This is a genomic window from Microvirga sesbaniae (genome assembly GCF_025460805.1).
GTDB classification, from domain to species: Bacteria; Pseudomonadota; Alphaproteobacteria; order Rhizobiales; family Beijerinckiaceae; genus Microvirga; species Microvirga sesbaniae.
In genome coordinates, this window is the sequence record NZ_JAMXFJ010000012.1 from 119,544 (window position 1) to 143,198 (window position 23,655).

The following is a 23,655-nucleotide window of genomic DNA, read 5'->3' on the forward strand; positions in this document are numbered from 1 at the left end:
CATAGGGGGACGACGGGCGCAAGGCAAATCACCGCGAGCCCGGCCGGGGCCGGGACAGGGATGGCCGCGACGGCGCCGGAGAGCTCACACCACCCTGGCGATCGTCGCGTCCAGCACGGCCGCCGCCGCGCGGGGATCGAGCCTCACCTGAAGGCCCCGCTGGCCGCCGTTCATGAACACCTCGCCGCGGTCGAGCGCCGATTGCTCGAGCACGGTCGGCACGCGCTTCTTCTGGCCGAACGGGCTGATGCCGCCCACATGGTACCCGGTGATGCGCTCCGCATCCGCGGGCTTCATCATCTGGGCCGCCTTGCCGCCGAGGGCGGCCGCGAGCTTTTTCAGGTTCACCTCCCGGTCGGAGGGCAGGATCACGCAGGCCGGGCGGTTGTCCACCAGCACCATCAGGGTCTTGAGCACGCTCGCGGGATCGGCCTCCATGGCCTCGGCCGCCTGCAGGCCGATGCGCTCCGCGTTCGGGTCGTAATCGTAGGCGTGGACCGTGAAGGCGATTCCGGCCTGCTGCAGCGCCTGGGTCGCGCGGGTGGTCTTCGACATGATCGTGGCGTGGGAAGCGTCAGGCGCGATCAGTGATCGTGCTTGTGCCCGTGATGAGGGTGATGGCCGCCGCATCCGCAGCCCGGCCCGTGATCGTGATGCCCGTGATCGTGGTGATGCCCATGGTCGTGGTGATGGTCGTGGTCATGGTGGTCGTGGTCGTGCTTGTGGCCATGATCGTGGTGGTCGTGGCCGTGCGCATGCGCATGGGCGTGGCTCTCGGCATGGCCGTGGCCATGATGGTGATGGCCGTGGTCGTGATCGCACACATGGGCGCTGCGCTCGGGCCGGAAGGGGCGCTCCACCGGCGTGGCCGTGCAGCCCTGGCCGCGCACGAGCTCGGCCACCGCCGGATCGTTCTCCACATAGAGGGCGTCCGCCGTGACCTCGACCAGGCCATGGCTGCTGCCGAGATGCCAGGCGAGGCGCGTGAGACGCAACGGGTTCTCGGCCCTCACCTCCAGGAGCGGCTCGGCCGCCGCCGTCACCTGGACGAGCCGTCCGTCCTCGAGCCGCAGGGCGTCGCCGTCGTTGACCGTGGTGTCCATGTCGAGGTCGAGCAGGATCTCGGTCCCGCCCTCGGCCCGCAGGCTCCCCTGGCGACGGTTGCGGGCCTCGTGGTCGAGGGCGATGGTGTCGACGACGCGGTCGGCCTTCACGGCGGGCTTGCGGACGATGGTGGTGACGCGGGGCATGGGCGGGTCTCGGTGAATGTCGGTGAGGATCAGATAGGCAGCGCAGCAGGATATTAATAGGCGACCTTGTCGTCCTTGTCCGCCCAGGCGTCAAACACCGCCCGCGCCTCCAGGCTCGGCAGGTGGTCCATGGGCAGGATGCGCTCCGGGATGGGCTTGGGGATCTCGTCGTAGATCAGGCTGTCGTCGAAGCCGATATCGGCGGCGTCCTGCCGGGTATTGGCGAAGACGATGCGGCTCACCCGGGCCCAATAGGCGGAGGCGAGGCACATGGGGCACGGCTCGCAGCTCGTGTAGAGCGTGGCGCCTTCGAGGGAGAAGTCGCCGATTTCCTGACAGGCGCGGCGGATCGCCGTGACCTCGGCATGGGCCGTCGGGTCGTTGGCGGACGTGACCTGGTTCCAGCCCTCGGCCAGGATCGCCCCGTCGCGCACGACCACGGCGCCGAACGGCCCGCCGGCCCCCCGGTCCATATGCTCGCGGGACAACTCGATGGCGCGCGCCAGGTAGCGCTGATCGTCGGTCTTCATGGTGCTCATGACCGCCTGTGTACCGTTTGGGGGCCCGGGAGGCGAGAGAATTTCGACACCCTCCCCACGTCATGGCCGGGCTTGTGCCGGCCATGACGCCACCCTACGCACGACCCTCCCCACGACCCTCCGCACGTCATGGCCGGCCGTGTGCCGGCCATCCCGATTGTTTGAAGCGCCGCGCTTCACCGTATCGGGATCACCGGGACAAGCCCGGTGATGACGTGGAGGGTGGGGCGAGCGGGTGATGATCCCCTCCCCACGTCATGGCCGGCCTTGTGCCGGCCATCCCGATTGTTTGAAGCGCCGAGCCTCACCGTAGCGGGATCACCGGGACGAGCCCGGTGATGACGTGGTGTGTGTGGGGGCGGGAGGGGGGCGCGACGCGATCCTCTCCCGAACCTGCAAAAGCTGCGCCGTCACGGACGCCGCGATGACGGCCGGGTCCTTGTCCACGATGCCGGCGAGCCCGATGGGGCAGACCAGCGCGCGGATCCTCTCGTCCGGCAGATGCAGCTCCCGGAACTGCTTCTCGAAGCGCGCCCGCTTCGTGGCGCTGCCGATGAGGCCCACATAGGGGAAGTCCCGCCTCAGGGCCGCGGCCGTGATCGCCAGGTCGAGGGGATGGTCGTGGGTCATGACGAGGACCAGGGCGGCGGGATCGGCCCCGGCGATCTCGGCCTGCGGGTCGCGCAGGCGCACCGCCCGGGCGTTCGCCGGGAGATGGGCCGGAAACGCGTCCTCCCGGTCGTCGAGCCAGCGCACGGCGAACGGGAGCGGCGCCAGGGAGAGGACGAGCGCGCGCCCCACATGGCCGGCGCCGAACACGAGAACGGGCGTGCGCGCCTCGCCGTGGGTCTCGCGCCAGCCCGTCCAGCGGTCGTCGCCCACCGCGGAGGCGAATTCGCGCCTGACGCGCCCCTCCTCCAGCCGGCACTCGACCACGAACGCCCCGCCGCCGGCCTCCGCTTCGACCAGGGGGGCCAGATCCTCGAGATCGCGCCCGTCGAAGGTCTCGATCAGGATCTTGACCCGGCCGCCGCAGCACTGGCCGAGATCGGGCCCCAGCGCCTGGTCGACGATCCTGGCCGGCCCGCGCCCGGCCGTCAGCATCTCGCGGGCGATGTCGAGCATGCGGAATTCGAGCTGCCCGCCCCCGATGGTGCCGTGGAAGGCCCCGTCGGGCCGCACCGCCATGCGGGCGCCCGCCTCCCGGGGCGCGGAGCCTTTCACGTCATGCACGGTGATGAGGGCGGCGGAGCCGTGCCGCGTCACGAGATCGGTGAGCTGGCGCCAGACCCTCACCCCATCGGCCTCCCGCGCAGCGCCTCGCAGGCCCGCAGGATCGCCTCGGGCGTCGCGGGGGCGTCGAGCGGCACGGGCCGCGCGGGGTCGAGCGCATGGACCGCGTCGGCGAGGGCGCAGAACACGCTGTTCGCCAGCATGATCGGCGGCTCGCCCACGGCCTTGGAGCGATAGATCGTCTCCTCCCGGTTCTCGTTGGGATAGAGCGCCACGGTGAAATCCGCCGGCACGTCGGAGGCCACCGGGATCTTGTAGGTCGAGGGGGCGTGGGTGAGCAGGCGCCCGTCCCGGCTGAAGACCAGCTCCTCGGTGGTGAGCCAGCCCATGCCCTGCACGAAGCCGCCCTCGATCTGGCCGATGTCGATGGCCGGATTGAGCGAGCGGCCCACATCGTGGAGGATGTCGGCGCGCAGCAGGCGGTTCTCGCCCGTGAGCGTATCGACGATTACCTCCGAGCAGGCCGCCCCGTAGGCGAAGTAGAAGAACGGCCGCCCCGTCCCCTTGGCGCGGTCCCAGGTGATCTTCGGCGTCTTGTAGTGCCCGGCCTCCGAGAGCGGCACGCGGGCCGCGATGCATTTCTTCGCCAGTTCGTCGAAGGCCAGGCTCTGGTTGCCGACGAAGACCCGGTCGTCGCGGAACGCGATCTGATCCTCCGGAACCCCATAGGCCTCGGCCGCGTGGGCGGTCATGCGCCGCTTGATCGCCCCGGCGGCGACGCGCGCCGCCATGCCGTTAAGATCGGACCCGGAGGACGCGGCGGTCGGCGAGGTGTTCGGCACCTTCGCGGTGGTGGTCGCCGTGATGCGCACGCGCTCCAGGGCGATGCCGAATTCCTCGGCCACGACCTGCGCCACCTTGACGTAGAGCCCCTGCCCCATCTCGGTGCCGCCGTGGTTCAGATGCACGGACCCGTCCTGATACACGTGCACCAGGGCGCCGGCCTGGTTCATGTGGGTGAGCGTGAAGCTGATGCCGAACTTCACCGGCGTGAGCGCGAGGCCGCGCTTCATGATCGGCGAGGACGCGTTGAAGGCGGCGATCTCCTCGCGGCGCGCGCGGTAGTTCGAGGTCTGCTCGAGGGTGCGCACGAGGTTGAGGAGCGTATCGGTCTCCTCGACCTCCATGCCGTAGGGGGTGACGTTTTCGGCCTCGCGGTAGAAGTTCGCATAACGCACGTCGAGCGGGTCGCGCCCCGTCGCCCAGGCGATCCGGTCCATCACGTGCTCGATGGCGAGCATGCCCTGCGGGCCGCCGAAGCCGCGGAACGCGGTGTTCGACACCGTGTTGGTCTTGAGCCGCTTCGACGCGATGCGCACGGCCGGCATCCAATAGGCGTTGTCCGCATGGAACATGGCCCGGTCGACCACGCCGCTGGAGAGATCCGCCGAATAGCCGCAGCGGGCGAGCAGATCGACCGCGTAACCCCGGATGCGCCCGTCGCGGTCGAAGCCGACCGACCAGTCGCAGCGGAAATCGTGGCGCTTGCCGGTGAGGATGAAATCGTCGTCCCGGTCGAGGCGCAGCTTGCACGGCCGGCCCGTCGCGCGGGCCGCGAGGGCGGCCGTCACGGCCCATTGCGTCGCCTGGCTTTCCTTGCCGCCGAAGCCGCCGCCCATGCGGCGCGTCTCGCAGGTGACATAGGCGTCCGGAATGTCGAGCACGCGGGCCACCACGTGCTGCACTTCCGTCGGGTGCTGGGTCGAGGAATAGACATGGATGTCCCCGTCCTCGCCCGGGACCGCCAGGGCGATCTGCCCTTCGAGATAGAAGTGTTCCTGCCCGCCCACCCGGAACCGGCCGTCCAGCCGGAAAGGCGCCTGCCCGATGGCGGCCTCCGGATCGCCGCGGCCATAGGCGTAATCGGGCAGCACGGTCTCGCCGCGCTCGAGGGCGTCCTCGACCGTGATGCTGGGAGCCTCCGCGTCGATCGCCATCACGGCCTGCTTGACGGCGCGGCGCGCCACGTCGCGGCTCGTCGCCACCACGGCGAAGAGAGCCTGGCCGAGAAAGCCGATGGCGGTGTCGGCGAAGAGCGGATCGTCGCCGAAGGCCGGCGACACGTCGTTCTTGCCGGGGATGTCGGCCGCGGTGAGCACCGCCACGACCCCGGGCACGGCGCGCACGGCGGACACGTCCAGGGACACGAGGCGCCCGCGCGCCTTCGGCGACTGCCCGACGGCCACATGCAGGGTGCCGTCCGGCTCGCGGATGTCGTCGATGTACTGCGCCGAGCCCTGCACGTGCTTGAGGCCGGAATCGTGCGGGAGCGGCTGGCGGACGTGGCGAAGGACCTCCGCTTCGATCATCGGCTTGGCGGGTGCGTTCATGGGCCTACTCCGCCGCCTGAAGGGCTTCGCGCCGGCCGACGATCCGCGTCGCCCGCGTGTCGCCCGACGCCGTTTCGCTCAAGGCCTTGAAGACCAGGTTGCGCGCGACCGTCGCGCGGTACGCCGACGAGGCCCGGTGGTCGTCGAGGGGCTGGTAGTCGCGCGCGATGGCCGCCATGGCGTCTCCCCAGGACCCGGGCTCGTCCAGGGACACGCCCGCCAGCGCCCGCTCCGTCTCGGCGGCGCGCTTCGGGGTGCCGGCCATGCCGCCGAACGCGATGCGGGCGGCCACGATGCGCCGCCCGTCGAGGGTGAACTTGAAGGCGCCGAGCACCGACGAGATGTCCTCGTCGAAACGCTTCGAGATCTTGTACGCGCGGAAGGCTTCGTCGGCCTTGAGCTTCGGCACGCTCACCCGGCGCACGAACTCGCCCGGCAGCCGGTCCTGCCGGCGATAGGCGATGAAGAAATCCTCGAGCGCCAGGGTGCGCGTCGCCTCGCCGCGGCGCAGCGCCAGCGCCGCGCCGAGCGCGATGAAGACCGGCGCGAGGTCGCCGATGGGCGACCCGTTGGCGATGCTGCCGCCGACGGTTCCCGAGGCGCGCACCTGCGCCGAGCCGAAGCGGCGCATCACCTCGCCGAGATCCGGGTCGATCCGCGCGAGGGCGGGATGGATGGCTGCGTGCGACACGGTGGCGCCGATGCCGAGCGCCTCCGGGGAATCCTCGACGAGATCGAGACCGGCCACGCGCCCGAGCCAGATGATCTTCTCGATCTCCATCATGGCCTTGGTGATCCACAGCCCCACATCGGTGCAGCCGGCCACCAGGGTCGCATCGGGATGCCGCCCATACAGCTCCGCCAGGGAGGCCTCGCTCGCGGGCGCGGCGAAGAAGCGGGTCTCGTCGCCGACGAAGACGTCGCGCCCATCGGCAAGGCTCGCGAGACCTTGCGCAGTCGGCCCGCTCCTCGCCGCGAACGAATCGTCGGCCGGTCCGCCGCAGGCTTGCAGGGTCGCATCGACGATCGGCCGGTAGCCGGTGCAGCGGCAGAGATTGCCGGCCAGCGCATCGTTGGCGCTCTCCCGGCTCAAGGGCCGCTCGCCCTCGTGATAGAGGGTGAAGAGGCTCATCACGATCCCGGGGGTGCAGAAGCCGCACTGGGATCCGTGATGCGCCACCAGGGCGGACTGCACGGGGTGCAGCTCGCCGCTCGCCGCGAGATCCTCGACGGTCACGAGCTCCGCCCCGTCGACCTGGCCGAGGAGCAGGATGCAGGCATTGACGGGTTCGTAACGGACGCGCCCGCCCCTGACCCGGCCCAGGGCCACGGTGCAGGCGCCGCAATCGCCCTCCGCGCAACCCTCCTTGGTGCCGACGCGACGCTCCTGAAGCCTTAAGTAGTCCAGAAGCATGGTGCGCGGGTGAAAGCCTGAAACCTCGACCGCCTGTCCGTTCCGCCAGAAGCGGATTGTGTCTCGTACCACAATGATCCTCCGCCGGTTGACCCGGCCTTGTTATGGTGGGCCGGGTAGAATGGCGGAGCAAGGGCTTTTCGCCAAGGGGAGCGTCGCCAAGGGGACCGCCGGCCCGAAGGCCGGCGGTCCCGAAGCTCCGGAAAAAAGCCGCGCGGGCGCGGCCTACCAGGTGCCCGTGTTGGGCATGGACGCCCAGGGCTCCTGCACCGGTTTGGGTTCGCCGCGCTGCAAAAGCTCGATCGAGATGTTGTCCGGGGTCTTGACGAAGGCCATATAGCCGTCGCGGGGCGGACGGTTGATGGTGACGCCCGCGTCCATCAGCTTCTGGCAGAACGCGTAGATGTCGTCGACCCGATAGGCGAGATGACCGAAGTTGCGGCCGCCCGCGTATTCGTTCTCGTCCCAGTTGTAGGTGAGCTCCAGCAGCGGGGCCTTCGAGTCCTTCGACTTCTCGACGTCGTTGGGAGCCGCCAGGAACACGAGGGTGTAGCGCCCCTTCTCGTTGTCCGTCCGACGGACCTCGACGAGCCCGAACTTGTTGACGAAGAAATCGAGGGATTCGTCGAGGTTCGACACGCGAACCATCGTGTGCAGGTATTCCATGGTCACATTCCTTATGGGCCGGGGATAGGTCATGGCGTAATTGCCGGAGAGTTCAAGAGGTACCTTTTTCTCGCGCGGAAAAAGCCTTGGATTTGCTCAAGATCGCATGGCCTCTTATGAAGGCTGCTTCGAGCAGACCGAAGGTCGTTCTCCCGAGGCGCTTCCCAAGGCCCTTGCTTTCGACGAAACCTTGTTTCACGCGGGTATTTGATGCGCACCGACACTCAGCAGATCGTCCGCCTCGAGGATTACCGGCCCAGCGACTTCCTGATCGACCGCGTCGAGCTCGACGTGGGACTCCATCCCACCGCCACCAGGGTCGTGGCGACCCTGACCATGAGGCCCAACCCCGAGGGACGTCCGGACGCCCCCCTGGTGCTCGACGGCGACGAGCTGAACCTGAAGGCGCTGGCCCTGAACGGACGCTCCCTGTCGGCGGAGGAATTCGAGGCCTCTCCCCAATCCCTCACCATCGCCCAGGCGCCGCGCCAGCCGTTCACGCTCACCATCGAGACCGAGATCAACCCGACGGCCAACACCAAGCTCATGGGCCTCTACCGGTCGGGCGGCAATTACTGCACGCAGTGCGAAGCCGAGGGCTTCAGGCGCATCACCTATTTCCTCGACCGGCCCGACGTCATGGCCGTCTACACCACCCGGATCGAAGCGGACCGCGAGGACGCTCCGGTGCTTCTCGGCAACGGCAACCCGGTCGCGGGCGGGGTCGTCGACGGGTCCGACCGGCATTATGCCGTCTGGCACGATCCGCACCCGAAGCCGTCCTACCTGTTCGCCCTCGTGGGCGGGCGCCTCGGGCGGGTCTCCAAGACCTTCACGACCATGAGCGGGCGCGCGGTGGACCTCGCGATCTACGTGGAGCCCGGCAAGGAGAGCCGCGCCGATTACGCCCTCGACGCGCTCGAGCGCTCCATGCGCTGGGACGAGCGGGTGTTCGGCCGCGAATACGATCTCGACGTGTTCAACATCGTGGCCGTGTCCGACTTCAACATGGGCGCGATGGAGAACAAGGGTCTCAACATCTTCAACGACAAATACGTCCTGGCGAGCCCCGAGACCGCGACCGACATGGACTACGCCCATATCGAGGCGATCATCGCGCACGAGTACTTCCACAACTGGACCGGAAACCGGGTGACCTGCCGCGACTGGTTCCAGCTGTGCCTGAAGGAGGGCCTGACGGTCTTCCGCGACCAGGAATTCTCCTCGGACGAGCGCTCCCGCCCGGTGCACCGCATCGCCGAGGTGAAGACCTTGAGGGCGCGCCAGTTCCTGGAGGATGCGAGCCCGCTCGCCCATCCGGTGCGCCCGACCCAGTATCGCGAGATCAACAATTTCTACACGGCCACGGTCTACGAGAAGGGCGCCGAGATCGTCCGCATGCTCAGGACGATCATCGGCGAGGCCGATTTCCGGCGCGGCATGGATGTCTATTTCGAGCGCTGCGACGGCACGGCCGCCACGGTCGAGGATTTCCTCTCCGCCTTCGCGGAGGTGACCGGCCGGGATCTGTCCCACTTCGCCCGCTGGTACGAGCAGTCCGGCACGCCCAGGGTCACGGTGAAGGGACACCACGACCCGGACGCGAAGACGTTCCGCCTCGATTTCACCCAGAGCACGCCCCCGACCCCCGGCCAGCCGGAGAAGGGCGCCATGGCGATCCCGGTGGCGCTCGGGCTTGTGGCTCAGGACGGCTCGGCTCAGGACGACTCGGCTCAGGACGGCTCGTGGGCGAACGCCGCCTGCGCGCGCCTGGATTCCCGCGGCGTCTTCCTGTTCGACAAGCCCCAGGACAGCATCACCTTCACGGGCGTGACGTCCCGGCCCGTTCCGTCCCTGCTCCGGGGCTTCTCGGCCCCGGTGAAGCTGTCGCTCGACCTTCCGAACGAGGAGCTGCTGGTCCTCCTCCGGCACGATACGGATGCGTTCAACCGCTGGCAGGCCGCCCAGACCGTGGCCATGCGCCTGCTGGTCGGCCTGGCGAAGGGCGTCGACGCGGCCGACCAGGATATCGGCGCCCTGTCGGGGGCGCTGTGCTCCTTCATGGGCAGGGACGCCCTCGCCGATCCGGCCTTCGCGGCGCTCGTGGTCACGCTTCCCAGCGAGGCCGACGTGGCGCAGGAGATCGGGCAGGACGTGAACCCCGACGCGATCCACCGGGCGCGCTCGCAGATGCGCCAGCGGATTGGCCGGAGCTGCGCGCAGCCCCTGCAGCGCTTCTACGACGCCCTGAGCGATTCCGGTCCCTACAGTCCCGACGCGGCCAGCGCCGGACGGCGCTCCCTGCGCAACGCGTGCCTCGACCTTCTCGCCGCGGCCGATGCGGGCACCGGCGAGGCGCTCGCCGTGCGGCAGCTCGAATCGGCGAGCAACATGACCGACCGGCTCGCCTCCCTGAGCGTTCTGACCACCCTGCCCGGCGCCGTGCGCGAGGAGGCCATCGCCCGGTTCGGCGACCGCTACCGCAACGAGCCGCTCGTGCTCGACAAGTGGTTCACCCTGCAGGCCGCGATCCCGGAGGACGGCACCCTGGAACGGGTCACCGGGCTGATGCAGCACCCGGCCTTCTCCATCTCCAACCCCAATCGCGTGCGCGCGCTCATCGGCAGCTTCGCCATGCTCAACCAGGTCCAGTTCAACCGGGCCGACGGCGCGGGCTATCGCTTCCTGGCCTCCATCGTGCTGCGCGTGGACGAGCTGAACCCGCAGCTCGCGGCCCGTCTCCTGACCGCTTTCAGCACCTGGCGGATGATGGAAGGCGCCCGCCGGGCGCAGGCCGAACAGGCCCTCCGATCCATCGCGCAAAAGCCCAATCTTTCCCGCGATGTAGGGGATATCGTGAGCCGTTCCCTGGAAGAAGGCGGGGCGAAATAACCTCCTTGTTTCAAGAGGTTACCGGGTTGTCCCAGATTTCCCCAAGGGAATGCGGGATGGGAAATTTTTTATTAACCTTCGGGTTCTACTAACTGGACAAATCACCCGCTCAAGATTCTATTGTTAGTGATTCGGAGAGATGCGGCACGTCCTCCGAAACAGGACGAAAATGGTTCCGGAGGAAACATCGCATGGCGGGGGCGGTGACCGCATGCGTACCCGCACGCGCGGGTACGATTCTAGGGGTGACGCGATCAGACGCGAACCCGGCCTATCGACGGCTCGAGCAATATGAGCCCCTGCTCAGGCTCGCCGTTCCCGCGCTCCTGATCCTGTTCCTCGTCACCCTGGCCGGCAGCGCCTGGATCCAGATCCGCGACGGCCGCAAGGACACCCTGTTCGACGCCATCAACGACATCGACATCATCGCGTCGCTCTCGGCCGCGAAGCTCGGCGCCATCCGCGCCCCGGCCGACCGCGCGCAGGCGGCCGCCCAGCTCGAGCGCCTCGCCAAGGACATGCCGCCGAGCGCCCTGACGCAGAACCGCTCCCTCATGCTGGTGGATCAGGCCGGCACCGTCCTGGCCGTCCACCCGCCCATGGAGGAGGCCCCGGCCAAGCTGACGGACATCCTCGGCGAAGCGCAGCCCCTGATGCTGTTCGCCGACCGCGCCGGCGTCATGACGATCAGGCTTCCCGGCGGCTCCGAAGGCATGGCCACGGTGCGCGCGCTGCACGCCTCGTCCGGCCAGATCGCGCTGGTTCAGCCGATGCCGCACATCCTGTCCGGCTGGTGGACGCGCACCATCGGGCACGTGTCGCTGCTCGGCGCCACGATCATGGTCCTGCTCGGCATCGGGGTCGCCTACGTGATGCAGGCGAACCGCGCCCGCGCGGCCGACGAGGTCTGCGAGAAGGTGCGCGACCGGATCGATTCCGCGCTCAACCGCGGCCGGTGCGGCCTGTGGGACTGGGACATCGGCCGCGGCCGCATCTACTGGTCCGATTCCATGTACGAGCTCCTCGGCTACGAGCGCCAGGACGAGTTCCTGTCCTTCGGCGAAGTGAACGCCATGATCCATCCCGAGGATCAGGATCTCTTCACCCTGGCCGAGCAGCTCGCCTCCGCCAGCACCTCCCTGGTCGACTACGAGTTCCGCATCCGCAGCATCTCGGGCGACTGGGTGTGGCTGCGCGCCCGCGCCGAGCTGATGAACGATCCGGACGACGCGGCGAGCCATCTGGTCGGCATCGCCGTGGACGTGACCGAGCAGCGCGGCCTCGAGGAGAAGACCGCCAAGGCCGACGCCCGCCTGCACGACGCCATCGAGGCGATCTCCGAGGCCTTCGTGCTCTGGGACGCCAACAACAACCTCGTGCTCTGCAATTCGAAGTTCCAGAAGCTCCACGAGCTGCCGGCCGACGCCAATCTCCAGGGCAAGTCCTACGCGGAGGTCATGGCTCTCGGCCGTCCGCCGGAGGTGCAGCATCAGTTCCTGCGCCGCGAGCAGCAGGATGTGGGCGCGCGCACCTTCGAGGCCCGCCTGCAGGACGGGCGCTGGCTTCAGATCAACGAGCGCCGCACCAAGGACGGCGGCTACGTGTCGGTCGGCACCGACATCACGGCGCTCAAGCGCCACGAGCACCGCCTCGTCGAGTCCGAGAAGGAGCTCATCGCCACCGTTCTCGACCTCAAGCAGTCGCGCCAGAAGCTCGAGGCGCAGACCCATCAGCTCGCCGATCTCGCCGAACGCTATCTCGACCAGAAGGCGCAGGCCGAGAGCGCCAACCGGGCGAAGTCCGAATTCCTCGCCAACATGAGCCACGAGCTGCGCACGCCGCTCAACGCCATCATCGGATTCGCGGAAGTGATGCAGAGCGGCATCTTCGGCTCGCTCGGCTCCGAGAAATACGAGGAATACTGCTCCGACATCCGCTCCAGCGGCGAATATCTCCTGTCGGTGATCAACGACATCCTCGACATGTCGCGCATCGAGGCCGGCCGCACGTCCCTCACCAAGCAGCCGATCGAGGTCCATTCCTCGATCCAGCGCGCCCTCAAGCTCGTGGGCGAGCAGACCAAGGCCAAGAACCTCTCCGTCACGGTAGACGTGAACCCCGAGGACATCATCGTGCCGGCGGACGAGCGCGCCCTGCACCAGATCCTCGTCAACCTGCTCCAGAACGCCACGAAGTTCACCAGCGAGGGCGGCTGCATCACGGTGCGCACGCGCCAGGCCGGCAACGCCGTCAACATCTATGTCGAGGACAACGGCATCGGCATTCCCGATCATGCCCTGCACAAGCTCGGCCAGCCCTTCGAGCAGGTCGAGACCGAGTTCTCGAAGAGCTACAAGGGCTCGGGCCTCGGCCTCGCCATCGCCCGCTCCCTCGCGGAACTCCATGGCGGCAGCCTGCGCATCAGGAGCCAGGAAGGCGTCGGCACCATCGTGCTCGTCCACCTGCCGCTCACCGAGGCCACCAACGCCGACATCGCGCTCGCGGACGCGGCCGCCTAGCGCATCGGACGGACCCGGAGGGCCGCGTCCGTCATGGCACCCTCCGCCCTTCCCGCCACCCTCCCCCCGTCATGGCCGGCCCTGTGCCGGCCATCCCGATGCGGTGAGGTGCGGCGCTTCAGACGATCGGGATCACCGGGACAGGCCCGGTGATGACGTGGTGTGTGTGTGACCCGGTGCGAACACCCTCCACGTCATGGCCACCCTCCGCCCTTCCCGCCACCCTCCGCCCGTCCCGTCACCCTCACCACGTCATGGCCGGCCCTGTGCCGGCCATCCCGATCGGAAGAGCGCGGCGCATCAAGCAATCGGGATCACCGGGACAAGCCCGGTGATGACGTGGAAAAGGTGGCAAGGGCCGGTGATGACGTGGCGGGTGGGACGAGCCCGGTGATGACGTGGCGGGTGGTCGTCGGCACGATGCTTTGCTTGAGGATGGGAGCATCGGATCCGATCCCAAAAGTGGGTCCACTTTTGGGTCCGATGCGCTAGCCCATCACCTCGCGGTAGACGTCCCCCACGCGGCGATACTGCTCGGCGAGATGCGACAGCAGCACGGTGGCGTTCGGCAGCCCCGCCACCGTGGCGAGCCGTTTCAGGATCGGCTGCGGCACGGATTCCGCGTCGAAGCGGCCCTCGATGGTCAGCCGCTGCCACTGGAAGATGTCGTTGAGGAGCTTGTGCGCCTCGATCAGGCTCCGCCCGGCCTCCCGGTCCAGCAGGCCCTCGGCCTGAGCCTGCGCGAAGGCCGCTTCCGTCGGACATCCGATCAGCGACGGATGCGCGTGCGCATGGGCCAGCACGAGCGCCTGCGCGATGAAGTCGAGGTCCGTGAGGCCGCCCCGGGCGAGCTTGAGATCCCACGGATCGGCGTCGCCCTTCTCCTGGGCGATCAGCTCGCGCATGGACCGCACGTCCGCGAAGACCTTTTTCGGATCGCGCCGCGCCGCCAGGATCCCCCTGATGGATTCCGACACCTCGGCGCCGAACGCGTCGTCGCCGGCGATCACCCGGGCGCGGGTGAGCGCCATGTGCTCCCAGAGATCGGCCTCGCCCGTCTGATAGGCCACGAAGCCCTTGAACTGCGACGCCACGGGGCCTTTGCCGCCCTGCGGCCGCAGGCGCAGGTCCACGTCGTAGAGCAGGCCGCGCCGGGTCGGCACCGTGAGGGCCGAGACCAGGCGCTGCGTGAGGCGCGTGAAGTAGACGACCGCATCGAGGCTGCGGGCGCCCGTGCTCTCGCGGGCGTTCTCGTCGAAATCGTAGATCACCACCAGGTCGAGGTCGGACCCCGCCGTCAGCTCGCGGCTGCCCAGGCGCCCGAGGCCGAGGATCGCGATCCTGGCGCCCGGCACCGTGCCGTGCTCGGCCTCGAACGCCCGGCGCACCGCGTCGAACGAGGCCCGGATCACGGCGCGGGCGATGGCCGCATAGGCTTCGCCCGCCTGGGCCGGCGAGACGACCCCGGAGAGCAGCCGGGCCCCGGTGACGAAGCGCATCTGGCGCGCCGCGTCGCGCACCCGGTCCAGAAAATCCTCGAAGTCGCGCGGCGGGCCGATCAGCTGCCGGACCTGGCTTTCGACGGTCGCCTCGTCGACGGCCGGCGTGCCGAAGGCGGGGTCGATGAGCGCGTCGAGCACGTGCGGCGACTGCGCGACCGTATCGGCGAGCCGGGGCGCGGTGCCGAGCAGGTCCGCGAACAGGAGCCGCAGGCGGTCGTGGGATTGCAGGATGGTGAGGAGCTCGACGGCGGCCGGCATGCGGCCGAAGGCGCGGTCGAGGGCGGCCAGGGCGCCGTCGGGTTCGGCGGTGCCGCCGAGCGCCGAGAGCAGCGCCGGCGTCAGCTCCGTGAGGACCTCGCGGGCCCGCGCGCTCTGGATCGCGGGACGGCGGCCGAAATGCCAGCCGCGCACCGTTTCCGCCACGCGCTCCGGCTCGCGGAACCCGAGGCGCTGGAGCGTGGCGAGGGTTTCCGGATCGTCGCCGGTGCCGGTGAAGACGAGGCTTCCCGCATCGGAGGCGAGCTCCGGCCCCTCCTCGAACAGGAGCGCGTAATGACCCTGCACGATCTTGGCCTGATCGGTCAGGGCCGTGGCGAAGGCCTTGATGGTGGGATAGCCGCAGAACCGGGCGAAGCGCTTGAGCGCGTCCTCGTCCGCGGGCAGACGCTGCGTCTGCTCGTCGGCCACCATCTGCAGCCGGTGCTCGATGGTGCGCAGGAAGCGATAGGCGTCGGAGAGCTCGTCGCGCGCCCTGTCGGTGATCCAGCCCTCGTCGTGCAGGGCCTTGAGCATGTCGAGGGTCCGCCGCCCGCGCAGGGCCGGCCGGCGCCCGCCGAAGACGAGCTGCTGGGTCTGCACGAAGAACTCGATCTCGCGGATGCCCCCGCGTCCGAGCTTGATGTCGTGACCCGCGACGGCGATCTCGTCATGGCCGCGCACCGCATGGATCTGGCGCTTCATGGCGTGCACGTCGGCGATGGACGCGAAGTCGAAATACTTGCGCCAGATGAACGGGCGAAGCTCCTTCAGGAAGGTCTCGCCGAGGGCGAGGTCGCCCGCCACGGGCCGCGCCTTGATGAAGGCGGCGCGCTCCCAGTTCTGCCCGACGGTCTCGTAGTAGACATAGGCGGAGGACAACGACATGGCGGTCGGCGTGGAGCCCGGATCGGGGCGCAGGCGGTAATCGACCCGATGCACGTAGCCGTCCGCCGTGCGCTCCTGCAGGAGCTTGGCGAGCTGCTGGGCGATGCGCGTGTAGACCGTGGCGGCCTCCGACGGGTCCTTCAGGGCCGTCGCGTCGGGATCGAAGAAGATGACCAGGTCGATGTCGCTCGAGTAGTTGAGCTCGCCGGCGCCGTGCTTGCCGAGCGCCAGGACCGTGAAGCCGGAGCCCTCGCCGGGAGAATCGGGGTCCGAGAGACGGATGCGCCCGAGATCGGCCGCCTCGGTCAGCACCAGGTTCACGCCGCCGGTCACGGACGCGTCGGCGAAATCGGACAGGGCCTGGGTGACCTGCTCCGTGCTCCAGAGCCCGCCCATGTCGGCCAGGGCCACGAGCAGGGCATGGGCGTTGCGGTTCCGCCGGAACGCCCGCACGGCGTCGTTGCGCGTCATGGCGCCGGACCGCACCTCGCGGAACAGACCGGATTGTTTCTCGACGATGGCCCGGTGGGCCTCTTCCGGCGGCGCGAGGGCGAGCCCGGCGATCCGGGCCGGATCGTTGACCACGAGCTGCCAGAGGAAGGGCGAGTGATCGGCGAGCGCCAGCAGGAGGTCGCGGAACAGGCCGCCGTCGAGAGCGCCCGCCAGCGCCTCGGCCTCGGGCTCGTCCCGGATCCGCCTGACGAAATCCGCCAGCTGCGCCTTGGCGCGCCTCGCATCCGAAACCAGCGGGGCCTTCGTCAGGCGTTCGAGCAGGGAGTTCGTCGGGTCCGGCACGGCCAATCCATCGGGTGTCTGCGGGGCCCCTGAGTGTTCACGCCGCAGCCGAGGAGGCAATCGAAAAGTTCGGCCGCGCCTTCGCGTCGTTCGGCCCGAGGATCCACTCCCCCGTCATCACCGGGCTTGTCCCGGTGATCCCGATTGTTTGAGGCGCCGCGCCCTACCGATCGGGATGGCCGGCACAAGGCCGGCCATGACATGGGGAGGGGCAGGAAGGGCGGAGGGTGCCGTGACGCGGGAGGGTGTCCTCACGCGGCCGATTGCAGGGGCGCGGGCGGCAGCTCGGCGGCCTTGAGGGGCATGGCCAGGATCACCCGCAGGCCGGGCTCGTTGTCCTCCAGCAGCAGGGCGCCGCCGTGAAGCCTTGCGACGGCGGCCGCCAGGCTGAGGCCGAGGCCGAACCCGGGGCGCGAGCGCGCGGTCTCCAGGCGCACGAACCGCTCGAGCACGCGGCCGCGCTCGGAGGCCGGGATGCCGGGGCCGCGGTCGGCCACCGCGATCCGCACCTCGCCGTCGCGGCGATGGGCCGAGACGCCGATCGTCTGCGGCTTGCCGCCGGCCGCGGAGCCGTATTTCAGCGCGTTGTCGAGGAGGTTCGCCATGGCCTGCCCCAGCAGCTCGCGGCTGCCGTGGACCGGCAGGTCGTCCTCGACGGAGACCGTGAGCGACACGCCCGCCTCCTCGGCCAGGGCGTCGTAGAGCTCCGCCACGTCGCGCACGGCCTCGGCGGCGTCGAAATCCGCCAGCCCCTCGCGGGCGTTGCCGGCCTCGAGCCGCGCGATCATGAGCAGCGCGTTGAAGATGCGGATCAGGTTGTCGCTCTCCTCGATGGTGGCCTCGAGGGCGGATTTCAGCTCGTCGGGGGTGCTCGCGGTGCGCAGGGCCTCGTCGGCCTTGTTGCGCAGGCGCGTGAGCGGCGTCTTCAGGTCGTGGGCGATGTTGTCCGAGACCTCCCGCATGCCGCGCATCAGCTCGCCGATGCGGTCGAGCATGTCGTTGAGGTTCTGCGCCAGGCGGTCGAGCTCGTCGCCGGTTCCGGCGATCCTGAGCCGCCCGCCCAGGTCGCCGGTCATGATGTGGCGCGTGATCTCGGTCATGTCGTCGACGCGCTTGAGCACGCGCCGCGTGATGAACCAGCCGCCGACGCAGCCGAGCACCACGATGAAGAGCAGCGAATAGAAGAAGGCCCGGTAGATCACCTCCTGCAGGCGCCGGCGCTCCTCGATGTCCCGCCCGACCAGGAGCCTGAACCCGCCCGGCAGGAGATAGACGCGCACGATCGCCATGTCGGGCCGCGCCTCGGTCTCGTCCGTGCGGTTGTAGAGCGTCTCGAACTGGCCCGTGCGGCCGATCACGCCGGGCGGCAGGGCCCCCACGTTGCCGGCGACGCGCTCGCCCGCTTCCGTCGTGACGAGATAGAGCATGGCGCCCGGCGCGCGCGAGCGCCGCTCGACGATGTTCACGAGACGGCGCAGGCCGCCGAACCGGTACTGGTCCGACAGGCTGTTGATCTCGCTCTCGATGGTCGACACGAACTGGTCGGTGAGCAGCCGCTGGGCGTTCCAGGCCACGTAGCCCAGGCCCACGAAGGCGAAGATGGTGAAGATGAGGAGATACGCCAGGGACAGCTTGAACGCCGTCGTCCGGACGAGCTTGCCGAGGGCGCTCATGATGCGCCTCCGCCCTCGCCTCTTCTCCGGATCTCGGGGAGAACCATTCTTTCCGGTCGTCTCACCCGCGACGTCATGGCCGGCCTCGTGCCGGCCATCCCGACCAGGAAGAACGCGGCTTTTTCCGGAACCGGGATCACCGGGACAAGACCCGTGACGACACGGCGGGGGCGCGAGCGAGGAAGGAATGATCCCGGACCGTTCATTCCTCGTCGCCCTCCTGGCCGACGCGCACCATGTAGCCGGCGCCGCGGATGGTGTGTATCAGGGGCTTGTCGAAGCCCTTGTCGATCTTGGCGCGCAGGCGCGACACGTGCACGTCGATCACGTTCGTCTGCGGATCGAAGTGATAGTCCCACACGTGCTCCAGCAGCATGGTGCGGGTCACCACCTGGTTGGCGTTCTTCATGAGGTATTCGAGCAGCCTGAACTCGCGCGGCTGCAGCACGATCTCCTGGCCGGAGCGCGTCACCCGGTGGGACAGGCGGTCGAGCTCCAGGTCGGCGACGCGATAGATCGTCGGCTCGGCGCTGGGAGCCGAGCTGCGGCGGCGGGAGAGCACCTCGACGCGGGCCAGCAGTTCGGAGAAGGCGTAGGGCTTGGGCAGGTAATCGTCGCCGCCGGCGCGCAGGCCCTTCACCCGGTCGTCGACCTGGCCCAGGGCGGACAGGATCAGGACCGGCGTCTCGACCCGCTGCTCGCGCAGGGACCGGATCAGGGAGAGGCCGTCGAGCTTGGGCAGCATGCGGTCGACCACGAGCACGTCGTAATCGCCCTCCTCGGCCATGGCGTAGCCGTCGAGCCCGTCGGCGGCGTGGTCCGCCACGTGGCCCGCTTCCCGGAACGCCTTGACGAGATAGGAGGCAGCCTCCTTGTCGTCCTCGATGATGAGAATGCGCATCTGCCCGCTTGTCACGCGATGGAAAAACCCGACGGCAGGCCGGCCTTGGAGGGGGAGAGGCCGGCCTGCCGTGGGCAGAAGACACCAGGTGTCAGGGGCAATCAACTCAAAACCCCGGTGCCCTACTACCTTGTATGGATCAGGCGCCCTTCGGCTGGGCTCCGACCTCCAGAGTCACGGTCCGCTCCTTGCCCTCGCGCCAGAGGGTGAGCGACAGGGACTTGCCGGGAGCGACGCTGGCCACCTTGCGGGACAGGTCCTTGGCCTCCTTGATCGGCTCGCCGTCGACGGCCACGATCGTGTCGCCGGTCCGGATGCCGGCCTTGGCGGCGGGGCTGTCCTTCAGGGCCTCGGCCACGAGGGCGCCCTTGGGCTCCTTCAGGCCGATCGCCTCGGCGATCTCCTTGGTCACCGGCTGCATCTGCACGCCGATGAAGCCGCGGGTCACGGAGCCCTTGTCCTTCAGGGACGCCACCACGCTCTCGACGGTGCTCGCCGGGATCGCGAAGGCGATGCCCACATTGCCGCCCGACGGCGAGAAGATCGCCGTGTTCACGCCGACCACCTCGCCGGCCAGGTTGAAGGTCGGGCCGCCGGAATTGCCCTTGTTCACCGAGGCGTCGATCTGGATGTAGTCGTCGTAGGGGCCCGAGCCGATGTCGCGGTGCTGGGCCGACACGATGCCGGCCGTCACGGTGCCGCCGAGGCCGAACGGGTTGCCGATCGCCATCACCCAGTCGCCGATGCGGGCCTTCTGGGGCGCGAGGCGGACATAGGGGAAGTCGTTGCCTTCGACCTTCAGGAGGGCGAGGTCGGTCTTCGGATCGGTGCCGATCACCTTGGCGTCGAGGGTCTTGCCGTCGTCCATGGTGATCTCGACCGCGGAGCCGTTCTCGACCACGTGGTTGTTGGTCACCACGTAGCCGTCGCCCGAGATGAAGAAGCCGGAGCCGAGAGCCTGGCCGAACTGGCGCGGACGCTCCTGGCGCGGGCCGCGGTCGCCGCGGCCAGGCATCTGGTCGCGGAACTGGCGGAAGAAGCGCTCCATCGGATGGCCCGGGGGCAGGTCGGGCATCGAGAACTGCTGGCCGTCCTCGTCGTCGTCGCCGTTGCGGTCGGCGACGTTCTGCACCTTGACCTTCACGGCCACCACGGCGGGCTTCACCCGGTCGATGACGTCGGCGAAGGACGGGACGTTCTGAACCGGCTGCGCCATCGAGCGCAGTTCGGCATGGGCGGGCGTGGGAGCAACCAGACCGCTCTCGACGGCGCCGCCCGCGATGATCGCGGCCACGGCCGCTGCGCCGAGCCACTTTGCGGTGCGCGTGCGGGCGGGAGTGGAAATCTTGTCCAACATGTCTTGTCTCTCCTCGAAGAATCTTCGGCGGAACCCTGTCGGGTTCGTCATGGGAGCAAGATGGGGGCTCACGCCTTACGGCACCCTCACGCGCAGATGAATTGTTGGTAAGGTTCGGGGTCGGGCACGGGGCCGGTGATGACGGGGGAGAGGCGGGACAGGCCGGTGACAACACCCTCCGCCCTTCCCGCCACCCTCCGCACGTCATGGCCGGGCTTGTCCCGGCCATCCCGATCCTGTGAGGCACCGCGCCCTACGGAAGCGGGATCACCGGCACAAGGCCGGTGATGACGTGGTGTGTGTGACCCGGCGATGACGGGTGAGCCCTCACCGCCCCCGTCGCGACGAGACCCTGGCCTTCCTGGCCTTGGGCTTCGCCGCCTTGGCCGGCTTCGCCGCCGCCTTCGAGTCACGCCGGCTCGCGCGCGCGGTCCTGCCCGGCTCGTCGCGCCCGGACGGGACCACGTCCGGATGCCCGTCCGCCGCATCGTCGAGCACCCGCTGCGGCGGGAGCGGCGCGCTGCTGCGGGCCACCACCGTGCTGCTGAGGCACTGGGTCACGTAGGCCGCGCGCCGCTCCACGATGCGCCGGTAATCGTCCACCTGGATCTTGCGCTTGGGCACGATCCGGCTCCGCGCCTCGATGCGGCAGGCCTCGCGTTTGGCCACAAGATCCTCGCTCGCGCGGGCGGCGAAAGGCAGGGCGAGAAGGAACAGACACAATCCATGGGCCGCAAGCTTCACGACCGGACCTTTCGCAGGGGAATATCGGGAAATCTCGGTGTCGGATATCAGCCGATTCGACCCTTGGCGCCGCGACAAAATGGCGTGCTCAACAGAAAGGATCGAACGTGCTTAACGCGCGCCGCAGCGCCGTTCGAGGGGCCGGCCCGTGCCCTCAGGCGCCCTGATCGCGTTTGAGCAGGTCCTCGAGCGCCTGCTGCTCCTGCGCGTCGAGAGCGGCGGCGGGCCGCGGGCGGCGCCGCAGGGCCGCGTAGGCGCCGATGCCGCCGAGGACCAGGACGAGAGCCGGCGTCAGCCAGAGCAGCAGGGTGTGCCCCCGGAAGGCCGGCTTGAGCAGCACGAACTCGCCGTAGCGCTGCACCAGGAAGTCGCGCACCTGCGCGTCCGTGTCGCCCGCCACCAGGCGCTCGCGCACGAGGAGCCGCAGATCCTTGGCGAGCTGCGCGTCGGAATCGTCGATGGACTGGTTCTGGCACACGAGGCAGCGCAGGCCCGCCGAGATGTCCCGCGCGCGCTTCTCCAGGGCCTGATCCTTCAGCACCTCGTCCGGCTGCACGGCGAGGACGGGACCGGCCAGCAAGAGGGCCGCGAGGAGAGCGAGCACGAAGCGCATGGCCTACTCCGCCGGAACCGCGGCGGGCGGCGCCGTCCTGGCGCGGGCCGGCGCGCCGATGCGCAGGCGCCGGTCGGTCAGGGACAGGGCGCCGCCGGCCGCCATCACGAGGGCCCCGATCCAGATCAGCAGGACCAGAGGCTTGTGGTAGAGCCGCATGCCGATGGAGCCGTCCGCCTGGACCTCGCCGATGCTGGCATAGATCTGTCCGAGGCCCGTGGTCAGGATGCCGGCCTCCGTGGTCGGCATGCCGCGGGTCACGTAGAGCCGCTTCATGGTCTCGATCGTGCCGAGCTCCCGGCCCGCGCCGAAAACCGTCAGGATGGCCGCGTCCTCCCGGTAGTTCGCCTCGACCCGCGGGATGACGCGCTCGAGACGCACCTCGTATTCGCCCGCCCCGAGCCGCTCGCCGACCCGCAGGCTGCCGATGGTCTCGACGCCCCAGGCGGTCGCCGCGATGCCGATGACCGTGAGGCCCACGCCCGCATGGGCGATCGCCGTGCCCCAGGCGGAGCGCGGCAGGCCGCGCGCCTTGCGCCAGGCGACGGACAGCGGCGTGCCCCGGGACCAGGACCGGGTGAGGATCTCGTTGAGGGAGCCGAGAACCAGATAGACCCCGAGCCCGATGCCGAGCGGCGCCGCCACCGGGCCGCCGTGCCGGAGCGCCAGCAGGGCGACGGTCGCCAGCAGCGAGACCCCGAACACCGCATAGAGGCGCTGGGCCGTGCCGAGGAAGTTGCCGCGCTTCCAGGCCAGGGTCTGGCCGAGCGGCAGCAGCAGCAGCAGCGGCACGATCAGCGGCAGGAAGGTGAAGTTGAAGAACGGCGCCCCGACGGAAATCTTCTCGGCGGCCAGGACCTCGAGGGCGAGCGGATAGAGCGTGCCGATGAACACGGTCGCGCAGGCGGTGGCGAGGAAGAGGTTGTTGAGGACGAGCGCGCCCTCGCGCGACACGGGCGCGAACAGGCCGCCCTGCCGGAGCATCGGGGCGCGCCAGGCGAAGAGCGCCAGCGATCCGCCGATGAACAGGATCAGGATGCCGAGGATGAAGGTGCCGCGCTCCGGATCGACCGCGAAGGAATGCACCGAGGTGAGCACGCCCGAGCGGACCAGGAAGGTGCCGAGCAGCGACAGGGAGAAGGTCAGGATGGCGAGCAGGATCGTCCAGACCTTGAGCGCGTCGCGCTTCTCCATGACGACGGTGGAATGCAGGAGCGCCGTGCCGGCGAGCCACGGCATGAGCGAGGCGTTCTCCACCGGGTCCCAGAACCACCATCCGCCCCAGCCGAGCTCGTAATAGGCCCAGTACGACCCCATGGCGATGCCCAGGGTCAGGAACGCCCAGGCGCCGAGCGTCCAGGGCCGCACGATCCGGGCCCAGACCGCATCGATGCGCCCGTCGATCAGGGCCGCGCAGGCGAACGCAAAGGAGATCGAGAAGCCCACATAGCCGATGTACAGAAGCGGCGGATGGATCGCGAGGCCCGGGTCCTGCAGCAGCGGATTGAGGTCCTGCCCCTCGGGCGCCGCCGGGATGACGCGGGTGAAGGGATTGGACGTGGTGAGGATGAACAGCAGGAACGCGATGGTGATCAGGGCCTGAACGGCGAGGGTGTTCGCCTGCAGCCGCATAGGGATGGTGTTTCGGGCCACCGCCACCACGGCGCCGAACAGGGCCAGGATCAGCACCCAGAGCAGCATGGAGCCCTCGTGGTTCCCCCACACGCCGGAGATCTTGTAGATCAGGGGCTTGGCCGAATGGGAGTTCTGGACCACGTTGAGCACCGAGAAGTCGGAGCTCACATAGGCCAGGGTCAGGGCCAGGAACGAGAACGCGATGCAGGCGAGCACCGCGAGCGCGCCGGCCGGCGCCACGGCCATCAGCACCGGGTCGTTGGCGCGCGCGCCCCAGAGCGGCACGACGAACTGGATCAGGGACAGCCCAAGCGCCAGCGCGAGTGCGAAATGTCCGGCCTCGACCAACACGAAGGCTCTCCCTTGCTACTGCGTCACGTTACCGGGTC

General features: G+C 69.2%; 16 protein-coding genes. 2 read left to right on the top strand and 14 right to left on the bottom strand.

Going from position 1 to position 23,655, the window contains the following annotated elements:
• Positions 1-84: 84 nt before the first annotated feature.
• From ybaK to OCW50_RS17545, 7 genes are all read right to left on the bottom strand, one after another.
• Complete coding sequence (gene ybaK, locus OCW50_RS17515) at positions 85-555, bottom strand: Cys-tRNA(Pro) deacylase (RefSeq protein WP_262298453.1); 471 nt, start codon at positions 553-555, stop codon at positions 85-87.
• A 29-nt stretch (positions 556-584) separates the two neighbouring features.
• Positions 585-1,250: an urease accessory protein UreE gene (locus tag OCW50_RS17520; protein WP_262298454.1), complete on the bottom strand. Its 666-nt coding sequence runs from the start codon at positions 1,248-1,250 to the stop codon at positions 585-587.
• A 53-nt stretch (positions 1,251-1,303) separates the two neighbouring features.
• Positions 1,304-1,780: a nucleoside deaminase gene (locus tag OCW50_RS17525; protein ID WP_262298455.1), complete on the bottom strand. Its 477-nt coding sequence runs from the start codon at positions 1,778-1,780 to the stop codon at positions 1,304-1,306.
• A gap of 327 nt (positions 1,781-2,107) precedes the next feature.
• Positions 2,108-3,085, bottom strand: coding sequence for a xanthine dehydrogenase accessory protein XdhC (xdhC, locus tag OCW50_RS17530; RefSeq protein ID WP_262298456.1), 978 nt, complete (start codon positions 3,083-3,085; stop codon positions 2,108-2,110).
• Entirely contained in the window at positions 3,082-5,412 is a 2,331-nt protein-coding gene (gene xdhB / locus OCW50_RS17535) for a xanthine dehydrogenase molybdopterin binding subunit (RefSeq protein ID WP_262298457.1), read from the bottom strand. The genes xdhC and xdhB overlap by 4 nt, the downstream gene beginning before the upstream one ends.
• A 4-nt stretch (positions 5,413-5,416) precedes the next feature.
• Positions 5,417-6,904: a xanthine dehydrogenase small subunit gene (xdhA, locus tag OCW50_RS17540; protein WP_373371468.1), complete on the bottom strand. Its 1,488-nt coding sequence runs from the start codon at positions 6,902-6,904 to the stop codon at positions 5,417-5,419.
• Positions 6,905-7,051: 147 nt separating this feature from the next.
• Positions 7,052-7,492 carry a VOC family protein gene (locus OCW50_RS17545; protein WP_262298459.1) on the bottom strand — a complete coding sequence of 147 codons (441 nt, stop codon included), beginning with the start codon at positions 7,490-7,492 and terminating at the stop codon, positions 7,052-7,054.
• Between the two features lie 210 nt (positions 7,493-7,702).
• Between OCW50_RS17545 and pepN the strand changes: the two genes are divergently transcribed.
• Positions 7,703-10,384 carry an aminopeptidase N gene (gene pepN, locus OCW50_RS17550; RefSeq protein WP_262298460.1) on the top strand — a complete coding sequence of 894 codons (2,682 nt, stop codon included), beginning with the start codon at positions 7,703-7,705 and terminating at the stop codon, positions 10,382-10,384.
• Positions 10,385-10,629: 245 nt separating this feature from the next.
• On the top strand, positions 10,630-12,903 hold the full coding sequence (locus tag OCW50_RS17555) for a PAS domain-containing sensor histidine kinase (RefSeq protein ID WP_262271012.1): 2,274 nt from the start codon (positions 10,630-10,632) through the stop codon (positions 12,901-12,903).
• Between the two features lie 488 nt (positions 12,904-13,391).
• On the opposite strand, the gene OCW50_RS17560 is transcribed toward OCW50_RS17555, so the two are convergent.
• From OCW50_RS17560 to OCW50_RS17590, 7 genes are all read right to left on the bottom strand, one after another.
• The gene (locus tag OCW50_RS17560) at positions 13,392-16,343 is read right to left on the bottom strand and encodes a bifunctional [glutamine synthetase] adenylyltransferase/[glutamine synthetase]-adenylyl-L-tyrosine phosphorylase (RefSeq protein WP_262298461.1); all 2,952 of its coding nucleotides are present in this window, start codon (positions 16,341-16,343) and stop codon (positions 13,392-13,394) included.
• Positions 16,344-16,594: 251 nt separating this feature from the next.
• Positions 16,595-18,016 (bottom strand): HAMP domain-containing sensor histidine kinase, encoded by a 1,422-nt coding sequence (locus OCW50_RS17565; protein WP_262298462.1) that lies wholly within the window; start codon positions 18,014-18,016, stop codon positions 16,595-16,597.
• 202 nt (positions 18,017-18,218) lie between these two features.
• The gene (locus tag OCW50_RS17570) at positions 18,219-18,917 is read right to left on the bottom strand and encodes a winged helix-turn-helix domain-containing protein (RefSeq protein ID WP_262271015.1); all 699 of its coding nucleotides are present in this window, start codon (positions 18,915-18,917) and stop codon (positions 18,219-18,221) included.
• 139 nt (positions 18,918-19,056) lie between these two features.
• The gene (locus OCW50_RS17575; protein ID WP_373371464.1) at positions 19,057-20,274 is read right to left on the bottom strand and encodes a S1C family serine protease; all 1,218 of its coding nucleotides are present in this window, start codon (positions 20,272-20,274) and stop codon (positions 19,057-19,059) included.
• Between the two features lie 327 nt (positions 20,275-20,601).
• Positions 20,602-21,018, bottom strand: a complete 417-nt coding sequence (locus OCW50_RS17580) for a hypothetical protein (protein WP_262298463.1) — start codon at positions 21,016-21,018, stop codon at positions 20,602-20,604.
• Between the two features lie 154 nt (positions 21,019-21,172).
• The gene (locus OCW50_RS17585) at positions 21,173-21,631 is read right to left on the bottom strand and encodes a cytochrome c-type biogenesis protein (protein WP_262298464.1); all 459 of its coding nucleotides are present in this window, start codon (positions 21,629-21,631) and stop codon (positions 21,173-21,175) included.
• A 3-nt stretch (positions 21,632-21,634) separates the two neighbouring features.
• Positions 21,635-23,617 (bottom strand): heme lyase CcmF/NrfE family subunit, encoded by a 1,983-nt coding sequence (locus tag OCW50_RS17590; RefSeq protein ID WP_262298465.1) that lies wholly within the window; start codon positions 23,615-23,617, stop codon positions 21,635-21,637.
• Positions 23,618-23,655: the final 38 nt, after the last annotated feature.